The organism is Endozoicomonas sp. YOMI1, assembly GCF_024606345.1.
GTDB lineage: Bacteria > Pseudomonadota > Gammaproteobacteria > Pseudomonadales > Endozoicomonadaceae > Endozoicomonas.
This window is the reverse complement of record NZ_JAHHPM010000274.1, coordinates 1-11,625: the sequence shown is the minus strand read 5'-3', so window position 1 is coordinate 11,625 and position 11,625 is coordinate 1. Positions and strand designations below refer to the sequence as shown.

General features: G+C 44.9%; 10 protein-coding genes. 5 read left to right on the top strand and 5 right to left on the bottom strand.

Translation table 11 applies throughout. The features are described from left to right. Window positions 1-428 precede the first annotated feature (428 nt). The 3 genes from KDK15_RS09595 to KDK15_RS09585 form a co-directional block, all read right to left on the bottom strand. A complete protein-coding gene (locus tag KDK15_RS09595) occupies window positions 429-1,415 on the bottom strand; it encodes an ADP-ribosylglycohydrolase family protein (RefSeq protein WP_257295135.1) in 987 nt (328 codons plus the stop codon). A 303-nt stretch (window positions 1,416-1,718) separates the two neighbouring features. Beyond that, the gene (locus KDK15_RS09590) at window positions 1,719-2,636 is read right to left on the bottom strand and encodes a DUF4892 domain-containing protein (protein ID WP_257295134.1); all 918 of its coding nucleotides are present in this window, start codon (window positions 2,634-2,636) and stop codon (window positions 1,719-1,721) included. A gap of 41 nt (window positions 2,637-2,677) precedes the next feature. After that, a complete protein-coding gene (locus tag KDK15_RS09585; RefSeq protein WP_257295133.1) occupies window positions 2,678-3,535 on the bottom strand; it encodes an alpha/beta hydrolase in 858 nt (285 codons plus the stop codon). 653 nt (window positions 3,536-4,188) lie between these two features. Between KDK15_RS09585 and KDK15_RS09580 the strand changes: the two genes are divergently transcribed. Further along, window positions 4,189-5,202: a hypothetical protein gene (locus KDK15_RS09580; protein WP_257295132.1), complete on the top strand. Its 1,014-nt coding sequence runs from the start codon at window positions 4,189-4,191 to the stop codon at window positions 5,200-5,202. A gap of 80 nt (window positions 5,203-5,282) precedes the next feature. Here KDK15_RS09580 and phhA read toward each other — a convergent pair whose 3' ends face one another. Together phhA and hppD are read right to left on the bottom strand one after the other, a co-directional pair. Then, window positions 5,283-6,083 (bottom strand): phenylalanine 4-monooxygenase, encoded by an 801-nt coding sequence (gene phhA / locus KDK15_RS09575; RefSeq protein ID WP_257295131.1) that lies wholly within the window; start codon window positions 6,081-6,083, stop codon window positions 5,283-5,285. A 162-nt stretch (window positions 6,084-6,245) separates the two neighbouring features. After that, window positions 6,246-7,325 carry a 4-hydroxyphenylpyruvate dioxygenase gene (gene hppD, locus KDK15_RS09570; protein ID WP_257295130.1) on the bottom strand — a complete coding sequence of 360 codons (1,080 nt, stop codon included), beginning with the start codon at window positions 7,323-7,325 and terminating at the stop codon, window positions 6,246-6,248. Window positions 7,326-7,655: 330 nt separating this feature from the next. Between hppD and KDK15_RS09565 the strand changes: the two genes are divergently transcribed. The 4 genes from KDK15_RS09565 (at window position 7,656) to KDK15_RS09550 (ending at window position 11,527) form a co-directional block, all read left to right on the top strand. Continuing rightward, window positions 7,656-8,135, top strand: coding sequence for an Lrp/AsnC family transcriptional regulator (locus tag KDK15_RS09565; RefSeq protein ID WP_257295129.1), 480 nt, complete (start codon window positions 7,656-7,658; stop codon window positions 8,133-8,135). 20 nt (window positions 8,136-8,155) lie between these two features. Next, window positions 8,156-8,908: a phosphonate metabolism protein PhnP gene (gene phnP, locus KDK15_RS09560; protein ID WP_257295128.1), complete on the top strand. Its 753-nt coding sequence runs from the start codon at window positions 8,156-8,158 to the stop codon at window positions 8,906-8,908. A gap of 71 nt (window positions 8,909-8,979) precedes the next feature. Beyond that, complete coding sequence (locus KDK15_RS09555; RefSeq protein ID WP_257295127.1) at window positions 8,980-9,888, top strand: hypothetical protein; 909 nt, start codon at window positions 8,980-8,982, stop codon at window positions 9,886-9,888. A 499-nt stretch (window positions 9,889-10,387) separates the two neighbouring features. Beyond that, window positions 10,388-11,527, top strand: coding sequence for an ETS domain-containing protein (locus KDK15_RS09550; protein WP_257295126.1), 1,140 nt, complete (start codon window positions 10,388-10,390; stop codon window positions 11,525-11,527). Window positions 11,528-11,625 lie beyond the last annotated feature (98 nt).

Here is an 11,625-nt window from a genome sequence, read left to right as displayed (position 1 = left end):
TATCCAGTTGAGGACTCTTATCCAGTTGAGGACTCTTATCCAGTTGAGGACTCTTTTTGCTAACCGACCCTGCCATTCGGCTCCCTGAGATCACTGACTATAAACACAGTAGTTTAACCTGAGAAGATAACACGAGCCCTTAACTGCGGACAATCCTGCATCCTTTCGCATACAAAAAACAAACATCGACCGATGGCGTAAAAATGAACAGTTTTTGTACCCCCGGATCTGCTCGCAGGGTACGTGGGTGTAATGAGTCCGGCGGTAATGATTGCCCGGTTTATTGGGAAATAAGGCAAACATCAGTCTTGGGTTTAGTAGTAGCGAATAAACGGCCACTACCATCGACAGGGTTATACGCGGGAAAATTCAATGTGACTCTACTCGACACTAACCTACAAACGTTCTCAACATAGCTTGCCAAAACATCACTGCTCTCTCATCATGTCTGCCAGCTTCAAATAGCGGTCACTGTCATGGAGTCCACTCACCAAACGGTCCGGTATCGCCTCCAACCCATTCATGGTTCCCAGGAGAACGCCGGTTAAAGCGGCCCTGGCCATATTGTTGCCGCCTCCGTTGATGGCAGACAATACCCCCTGTTCAAATTGATCAGGGTAGCGGTGCATCAGGTAGTAAGCACAGGGAAGTACGTGAGCAAGCTGGCAATCCATACCATAGACCTGACTGATATGCAGGGCAGGTTCTATACGAACTGTCTCCGGTTGCCAGGCCACCTGCCCATTACCCGGAGTCAGGAGATGGTCGTAACGCTGTATTGCCGGCATCACGTCTGGGCGTTTTGCCATAGCCGTTAAACAGGCTGGCAATTCGGCCAGAGGAATGCTGTTGACCATGGCCTGAACAACCAGGGCAAATACCAGCGTATTCTGCCGTATAAAAGGCTCACGATAGAATGTCTGCAACAGTTTACCAGCAGCCTCTACCAGCTCAACCGGGTCATCAATCACCAGGGCCAACAAAGATACAAACTGTGCTCCCTCAGTTGTGTCACAACCCGAAGCAATCTGGGGATCACCCCAGTGCAAACCCGTTCGGCGCGCCCTGATCAGGTCTACCATCAATTCATCCGTATACCGCCCTGAAAAGGACTCACCGGACAAAGGCGCAAAAAAATCATCAAGCCGGGCAAGAAAATCTGTCAGGACAAAGCCATCACAACTGGCCAGAGATTCAAGCAGCAGTAGGATCACCTGGCCCGTCTGGGAAAGATCACCGGCCCTGACCCCCTGCTGATAACGGAAGTGACTGATATTGGCAAAACCATGGCTACCATTAACCGCAGGGTCCTGGTAAGTATCAATCCAGGGGCCATAATCCTGTGCCAGTTGATCAAGGTCATAATACCAATGGGTACCGACACCCAGGGCATCACCAATGAGCAAGCCAGCCACCCCGCCCTTTACCCGACTCAGTTTATCAATGTTTGAAGGGTATGATCTGATGGATGTTGATCTCGAAGTCATAAAAAGCCCACTTTTCAAACCACATACACTCCATGAACATAGCTGAATTGAGTGGCCACCACAGCGCATTCACTGCTGTTTCACACAGAGGCATTCAGAACGGTGATCAGGCGGTCAACCTATACGAATATATACGACTTTTTAATTACATTAGTCAGAGTATTGTTAACTGAAACCCACACTATTTATATGAGAATAAGCCCATGGAATCCGTACATTGACATTCAACCTTTAATTTAAAGGCACAATTTCAAGCCAGAAAGATGGCGATACTTCCGGGTCCAGCGAATTATCATCAGTGCCAATGGAAATACTGAAGCGTAGTCGGGATTCGCTGATCCCCTGCTCATTTAAATACTGAACAATATTCTCTTGCAGTGCTTCCATTTTGTTTTGCCATGCATCCAGCTCTGCCAGGGTATCGGGTATCGGGCTGTGGATGATAAGCAGTGCATTCATTGATGGCTCAATGTTCATGTTTGCGACAAATGAGGTCAGGTCAGAACTTTTTTCGATCCCGGATTTACCGGGTTCAAGCCTGAAGATACTGCTGCCAGCACTCTGTTCCGTTGCCCGTTCCATCTCATAGTCATGGGGCTTAAAGATATCCACCAATGTATAAATACGACCATTCCCCCGTCGAACCGCATAGACCGTATAAAAAGTGCTCAGCTTTTTGCCAATGTAAAATGCTTGTTCTTTATCCTGACCATAGAGAGTGGAAATATCAAAGATATCGTTAGCCCAGAAATTACTGGCACCACAGGAAAAGCTGCGACATTCGAACAGCGTCTCAACACCCTCCCCACGGAACAGACTGACATAAAACTCAAAGCCCTGGTTGCTGCTGTGCCCGGGCGGCAGAAAGTAGAGTTCCCTGATCAGATGCCCGTCAAGCCACTGAGCGCCGTCAGAGGTAACAACACCGTTGACCCGCTTCATCCGGTTGGTAATGATCGGATGGTTCTGACGGTTCTCATCAATGGAAAGCTCTATACGGGCATTAGGATACGTTGGAATTCCCGATGCATAAGTTGAAGGAACAATTACCAGGCAAAGCAGGGTACTGAGTATCTTGCAGGTAATGGTTAGAGAACACGATTGAAGAGTCTTCAGTAGACCCGGGATATCCACAATCACTTTATTCATGAAACACAATCCAAGTCTTCCCCCAACGACGATTCAGACTATCATAATTTACTGCCTAAAACAGAGTTAACTATATTGGCAATAGCTTCCACCTGATCATCCATATGAAGGTGGTGGCTTCCGCTCATCGGGTGAAAATGAATATTTGGCAGCTGCTGGTGATGCTGGGTAATAGCATCACTGATCGCACCACTGTCAACATAGACCATATGGGCAGGACAGGTTATCTGCCGGGGAAATGCCAGAGTCTGCTCAAGGGAAAAACGGGTAGGAGAACCCTGCTTTAACCGGGGATCAACCGTCCAGATCCAGTCATCTCCATCCTGAATAATGGATCGATCCACCAGCAGTTCTGAAGATTGCCTGGAAACTTTGAACTGGCTCATGGCCCTGGCCCGAACTGCCTGTTGCTTCGATCGATAGCGGGTCACTGGCAGCTGATCTGCAGGTGTTCTGCGTTGATTGATATAGTTGGCCAGAGCTTTAGGGGCATCTTCAGGATTTCTTGGCCAGGGGAAAAGCCCATCAATAGCTACCAAGCCGGCAACCTGATCTTTCAGAACTGAACCCGCTGCCATGGCACTGACCACACCACCCATGGAATGCCCCAGCAAACCAAATCGTTCAAGTTGCAATGACTCAGCAAGATAAACCAGATCTTCAACGTAGTGCCAAACATCATAACTGAACCACGCCGGACGATGTTCAGAAAGACCATGACCGGCCTGGTCCACGGCAATCAGCCTGATACCCTCTAACTTTGTGGCCATTGGCGTGAAACTGGCCGCATTATCAAGCCACCCATGAAGAGCAATAACCGGAATACCCAGAGGATCCCCCCACTCCAACGCAGCAAATGTTAAATGCGATGTTTGAATGCTCAGCTCCCTCGGCTGCATTGTAGACTCCTTGCAATTCAAGGTATTGACTTATTCAGGAAAGAAGTAACGCCGAATGGCTGACCATTGAAATCACAGCCAATCTCACAAAAACCCATGAATATTAACACAGGGAAGCAACAAAAAAATAAGCTTCAACAGCAAGTATTTTACCGGATAACAATGATGAAACCATTTAAAGAAGGAGCAGTGCCAACTGGCAGGCGGGTTACCCCTTATACCTTTGGCCATTGTTATTCCGTTAATACTGCTGGAACGCGCTCTGGAACTGCCAAGTCTGGTCGGCTCTTTATTCACCTTTGTATGCAGGGGTTTGGCCTGGTGGTAATCCATTATGGCCCACACCTTGCTATGTGTTCTCCTCGTTACCGTTCCGGCTTTTCGTCTTCTTCTCACCAATACTTGAGATAACCGGAAAGAATAGCGACCATTGGTGTCGATGTTAAAAAAGAAGACAGGGTTCAAATATGAAAAATCAGGATATGCATTAATGAAAACGACTATGACAGAGTATCAACATGGTTTGCTCGTTATCATATTTAGAAGGCGGAATTGGTATAATTTCTGGTCTTTCGCTTTTTTGCTTTAAATAAGGAACTTTCAATATCATTTACGTGTCGTACCTTTGATCTTTCAAATAGGCTATTTTTAAAATGACCCCAATAATTTCAATTCAACACACACTTGACCAATTTTCAAAGACTGATGGTGTTAATGCATCTATCCGCCTGAATAACGGAGAACTCAAAACCGGTCTCCCTAAAGGTAATTGGTTAAACAGTTTGGTCTGTTGTTCAAATCCTGAACGTTCCGAAAGCGAGTATATACAACAGAAGCAAGCCGCTGTTGATTTCATGAACCAGCGCTCTGAAATAAAATTGGAAGCAAGAGAAATAACTGTAGGACAAGCTCAACTTCAGTTAAATCCGCCGAAGTCTGACGAAGAGTTTATTCAATCTCTGGCTGAAGGTCGGTTCAATATTGGAACTGCTGCAGGCCGAAAGCTGTTTACGCACTATCTGGAACAAAAACTTGCTTCTGAATCTCAAACTCCTACTGATATGCTGGGTGAAATCGACAAACTGATTAACAATATCGACAGAAAAGATTTACCAGCAATAGATTTGGCATCCCAGTGGTTAACAGAAAAAATAGTGGAGCACTTGGCAAAAAAATCTGACTATCAAGATTCCTTAAATGTACACCTGTATGAATCAGGTGATTCTGATTTTCTACCTGAGTATTTCAACTCGGTCAAAATGGTTGATCGTTTATCCAGTAGTCAGTTGAATACATTAAAAGAGATACTGGAGAAAAAAGGGCAATCAACCTCAGATCCGATCTACCGGCAAGTATTATTCCGACTTTCTAAACCAGAGGAACAAATGGAACTTAAAAGCAAAATGATAGATGAACGGAATAAAGATTTGGAAAATTTAACGATAAAGCTTGAAGAAACAAGACAAAGATTGAGCCAGCGGCAGCAAAGTGTTGATAATTATGAGAAAGAAATGGAAACAATGAGCCCTGCAGATATAACGGAAGCCCTTTGGGTAGGGTATGTTCGCATCAACATTGAAGAGTTGAAAAATAAAATTTCTATGCTTGATCGCTGGATAGGATGCATAAACAACCAACTGGAATGGTTAGCATCTTCTAGTTCTTAAAACCGCTAATACCTATCCTATGCAAACATAAAATTGAAAAGCGTTGAATTCTACCACTTTGAAGTGGTAGAAAGCTTATCTCACGCAGCACCATCCTCAGGCTTTGGCTCAAACATAGGAGGAAGCAAAGGCATCGTCATAGCCTGATGTACCAGCGACATAATATCCATTTCACAAAGGCGATGAAGAACCGCAATATTGTCCAGTACATAATACAATGGCTGCAAAATATCGATCCGGTAGGGTGTTCTGAGGGCTTCCAGTGGATCAAAGGCTGTTCTGACGGGAATATCACTCTCCAGGGCATAGGCCGTTTCACCATAGCTGGAGAGAATTCCACCGCCATAGATACGCAACCCCTGCGAAGTATTCAATAAGCCAAACTCAACAGTCATCCAATAAAGCCGGGCAAGGTAAACCCGCTCTTCTTTGCTGGCAGCCAGACCGAGTCTGCCATAGGTTTCCGTAAAGTCAGCAAAATCCTGATTGGTCAGTAAAGGACAGTGACCAAATATTTCATGAAAAATGTCCGGCTCCTGAAGATAATCCAGCTCTTCTCTGACCCGGATAAAGGTAGCAACAGGGAATTGTTTGTCGGCTAAAAGCTTGAAAAAACGATCAAAGGAGATCAGCGCAGGCACCCTGGCAACCCCCCAGCCGGTTTTACCGTTAAGCACACGGCTTATTTCATCCAGTTGTGGAATCCGCTCTGACGGCATGGCCAGTTCTTCAATGCCGTTCATGTATTCATCACATGCCCGACCTTTCAATAGCTCAATCTGTCGGTGATACAGAATGCTCCAGGTTTCATGCTCCTCTTCCGTATATTCAATAAAGCCTGACTCATCAGGCTTTCTGGCCTGATATTTGGATGACTTCATAAAAACTCTCCCCGACCTTTCAGGCAAGGTAATAAATTACCCACTACCCCACCAGATTGAAGGTTTATTCCCTGAAAAGCCCTTTAATAAAACCAGCTATAATGCTGGCCACTTAAGTGAATCAGACTGATTGACTATCAGTCAGTTAGCTCAGAGAAAATGCTACAACACCCCTCTTCTCATCTGATCCCGTTCCATACTTTCAAACAGCGCGGTAAAGTTGCCTTCACCAAACCCTTCATCCCCTTTGCGCTGGATGATCTCAAAGAAAATCGGGCCAATGGCGGTTTCAGTGAAAATCTGTAACAGCAACCCACCCTCCTCTGTAGGTGCCCCATCCATAAGGATGGCATTGGCCTTCAGCTTATCAACATCTTCATGATGCCAGGGCAGTCTCTCTGCAAGCATCTCATAATAGGTGTCAGGTGGTGGGGTCAGAAAGGCGGCGCCATTGGTTCGCATCGCCGGTACAGATTGATAGATATCCTTGGAGTACAATGCAATATGCTGGATGCCCTCACCATTATACTGGTGCAGATACTCTTCAATCTGGCTCTTGTCATCAGAAGACTCATTGATAGGAATTCTGATCTTCCCACAGGGACTGGTCATTGCCCTGGATTTCAGCCCGGTCAACTTTCCTTCAATATCAAAATATCGAATCTCACGGAAGTTAAAAATATCCTCGTAGTAAGATGCCCACTTGTCCATATTCCCCCGCTGAACATTGTGGGTAAGATGATCAATAAAGGTCAGGCCGACACCTTCAGGTTCCTGATCAACGCCCTCAATAGGAACGAAGTCCACATCATAAATTGAACCTTTGTCACCATATCGGTCAACCAGATAAATCAGGCTGCCTCCAATGCCCACAATGGATGGGATATTCAGCTCCATGGATCCACTCTGGGTTGGTCCGGGTTTACAGCCCAATTGAAGGGCTCTCTCATAGGCAAAAGCGGCATCTTCTACCCGAATGGCAAATGCGCAGGCACAGGGACCATGCTCACGGGCAAATTTCCGTGCAAATGAATCAGGCTCGCTATTAACGATAAAGTTAATTCCCCCCTGGCGATATAATGTCACCTCTTTGGATCGGTGGCGCGCTACCGGAACAAATCCAAACTGTTTGAAGAGACTCTCCAGTACAAACGCATCAGGCGCTGCGTATTCGACAAATTCAAACCCATCGGTTCCCATCGGGTTCGTGCTGGTAATCTTTGATATTCTGTTCGTTGTCATGCTTCGTCCTCTATTACATTCCAGCCACAGTATAGAAAAAGTATACGATTGGCCTGATGCAAAAGCCTTGCGTTCTAAAGCCACCTTACGCAAGATGATACAAAAGGTTTGCATCAAATGAATTGGCGGAGCCATCAAACTGGGCTTAAACTACTTGACATAATCAGTCAGCCCACCCGTTTTGTATGGTTCCTGTCAATGCATTCGGCAGAAGCCATGATTGCCGGGGGTTGTTAATGAAAGAAGCACATTATCCCGGTTAGAGAAGATGACTTATCTGCGTATTTCTGTATTGATGAGAAGTGCGGTCAAAAAATAGCGAGGGATCGGATGGCAAGCAGGAATGTATTGGATACCTACGACATAAGGCTTTTGTCTGCACTCCAGAAGAACGATGCGCTATCCCTGCAATGTCTTGCAGAGCTGGTCAGCCTCTCTGCATCACAATGCTCCCGCCGTATCAGTCGGCTGAAAGCAAAAGGCTACATACAGAAACAGGTGACTTTACTGAATCCAAAGGCTGTTGGTTTGGATGTAGAAGCCTTTATCACTGTTTCTCTGGATAATCATACCCCGGATTCTGCAACCCATTTCAAAGAGGCCATTCTGGCCATGTCTCCGGTTATGGAGTGTCACGCCATCACTGGCAGTGATGGCGATTACCTATTAAAGGTGGTCGCCAAAAATCAGCATGCACTCTCTTTTTTCCTGTTGGAAGAGCTGATGAAGATTCCCGGCGTCAGCCAGATTAAAACGGCCCTGGCTCTCTCTGCCATTAAATCCACCACGGTACTGCCCCTCAGCTTATAGAGTGTTTTATGGAGTTCCCGATGAAGTTTACCCTCACCGGCACAGGCAGCGTGAAAGGATGCCCGGTTTATGGTTGTGACTGCCCCGCCTGCATTAGAGCCATCATGGACCCTTTTCTCACTCGCCGACCTGCTTCCGCTACCCTGGAGTTCGACGGTGAAGTGATTCTTATTGATGCAGGTCTCACGGATATTGAAGATCGTTTTCCTGCAGGCTCCCTGAAACATATTATTCTGACCCATTACCATATGGATCATATTGCCGGTTTATTTAGCCTTCGCTGGGGAAGTGCCCTGAAAATATCCGTGACCGGGCCAGACACGTCGGATGCCCCGACAGAGCTGCTGAAACATTCCGGCATTCTTGATTTTTCCCAGACAGTGACTCCCTTCGCTCCCTTTACAGTAAACAGTGTCAGGATAACCCCTGTTCCCCTCAGTCATTCTCGCCCAACAATGGGCTATGTTTTTCATCGTAATGGCAGGACACTGGCCTATTTGACGGATACTCTGGGACTACCAAAGGAAACCCTCACCTTTTTTACCAGCAATCCGGTAAATATCATGATCATTGACTGCAGCTACGCTCCGGACATGTCAAATCCTCCCGGGGCTCACAACAGCCTGAACGATGTCATAGAGCTGCACCAGAGGATACAACCATCACGCACTATTCTTACCCATATTGGTCATGAGCTTGATAACTGGATGAATACCAATCCCTTACCAAAAAATATTGAAGCTGGCCATGATGGGTTGGTAATCACTCTTTAAGATTCTTGTCGCAAAGGAACTTTTATTGGAAAGGAGGGTCATAAGATACAATTCAATAATTAAATAATTCAATGTATATACCTGATTTTCCCACCCAATTAAATGTAGCTTATGATCGCTATTCTTATTTTCAGGATAGGGCTTTTTCTGCATCTGTTCAGGCCTTCTCCCGTGACGTTGCAGAATCAGCTACTGCTCTGTGCGCTATGCGTACTGATAAAACTACTAAAAACTACCTTCAACAGTCAGCGATACCTTTTCATAATCCATTTGATGATCCCCGGTTTGAAAAAAGAGCGATTGTTATGGTTAATAGCCATTTACATTACTTACCAGTCAGCATAGAACTACAGACTAATGATCATGCCCCTATATATATTCCTGATAATGAACATTTTTCGATCCAGTCTATTTTAGGTTTAGGTCAATCAATCTCAACAAGCTCGTCTGTTGATCGCAACCCTCATCACCCTGTAGAAATTGATTCATCAGGCGCTTTAGTCCAGGCAAGAGTTGAGGTGCCTGATGAAATTTGCACCTTACCAATTAAGCGCAACAGGAAGCACAGGAAGCTTTGTAAAGATCCCGCTTATGCAGAAAGCCAAAGGGAGCGCAAAAACAAGCGCAGAAGGGAGCGCTACCGGGATGATCCAGACTACGCAGAGCGCGAAAGGGAGCGCCGAAGGCTGTTCTACAAGAATGACCCCAATTACGCACGGCGCCAAAGAGAGCAGAAAAGGGAACTTCGCCAAGACCCTGCTTACGTAGCGCGCGAAAGGGAGCGCCAAAGGGAGCGCCAAAAGCAGCTTCGCAAAGATCCCGCTTACATAGAGCGAGTACGGAAACGAGAAAGGGAGCGCTACCGGAATAATCCCGATTACGCAGAGCATCGAAAGAAGATCCAAAGGGAGCGCATACAGGCGCGCAAGAAGGAAGCACTATCAAAAGTAGTTAACCAACTACTTAATGTTACCTCTTGAATAGAGGGCAAAGAATGTATATCAACACATATAATCCAACTTCTGCTCACTATTCTTATTTTCAAGATACCGCTTTTTCTGCACCTGACGCATCTCTGGTCAGTCCTTCTCCCGTAACGTGGCAGAATCAGCTACTGCTCTATGCGCTATGCATACTGATGAAACTACTAAAAGCTACCTTCAGCAGTCAGGGATGCCTTTCTATAATCCATTTGATGAAAGTTAGCAGCTAATGCAAAAAGAGCAGAATTATCATCAGTACCCTCCACCGGTTCAGTCTTCCAACGAATATCTACAGTCCCGAATGGTCCGGTTTACGGCTAAATCCAGCGACAGGATAACGATATTGAGTACGCTGTTGATATTGGTTTGGGTTCCTGAGTGGGTACCCAGCCAGTTATTTATCAAGAGGAAGATAGGATATCTCCAAAAATGGAACTTTTAGCCATTTAAAAAGGACAAAGTCAAAGTCAAAGTCAAAGATAAGGTCAAATTTATTATGAGCAACCCAGTATCAGCTAACAGTCAAACAGTAACGAAATTCAATAAAGTGTACTCCAATATCAATGGTCAACTTTATGGAAGATCGTCCACTACGAGATCAAATAAAGAAAAACCTCTAAGATACGCTCCCTATACCACCACACATCAAATATTAACAAACAGTCCTTTAAACTCAAGACAAAATCAGACCGCCTTATCACAGAGACAGATGAAAATTAATTATCAACGTTTTAACCATTTAAATGTTCCTCATGGTGTACAGAGCATTTCTAATGACTACCCAGGGATAATGAATGACTTCTTCGAAACAATGCATCCCTATTTCACAGAAGCTGGCATAATGACACAGCCACTTGCTTATAAGGAATCTAATAAATCGACATATAGTTCTGTGTTAACTAATGATAAAAATACGCAGGATACTTATGAAACACCAGATCCTGACAGTTCCGGGAAAAATCTGATACTCCAAAACCAGAAAAAAAATGATCTTTCTATTTTTACCGAAAACAGAGCCACTGCACACTCTGACAACAGGTTCACTTCTACAGTGCCAGATATTTTTTTAGATTCATCCAGACAAAGTGGAGCTGTTGCAGATTATTACACCGCTATTGAAAAAAATTTGGAGACTCAGGTGGCTGAACACTCAAATGTCAAACCAGAATTTTCTGAGCCGGCAAAAAATGTATTACCATTTACCTATACCCACTATACCCCGACAGCCAGTACTTCCCAAATGGAAAGCAATCCCTCCCTCAATCTACATCAATTAAGCAAGCCAAGATATGTTTTAATAAATAAAGAAAAACCTCTTTGGCATTTTATATTAGACAATCTTAACAGCAATCAAAATCAAGATAACCCTGTCCGTTGGGTTGATCAAAAACAAGGCATTTTTGAATTTAAAAACCCACTCAAATTTTCACAAGCCTGGAGTAATCACAAAAAAAGAACAACCACAATAATCTTTGAAAATATTTCAAGAGCAATCAGATTTTATTATGATAACAAGTTAATAACTAAAGTTGATCAACATGGCTTGCGCCTTCCAAATATGCAATATCGCTTTAACCTATCGCACCCTGTTATTGTTGATTATTTTGTAACGTTTGCCACCACCGACGTTCCATAGGAAAGCCCGATACAGAGTCATGCCTTCTATACGCCGGAAACCACCTGCACAGCATTCGGAATTCACCTGCAGGCTGATCACTGGAGAGGAACGAGCCC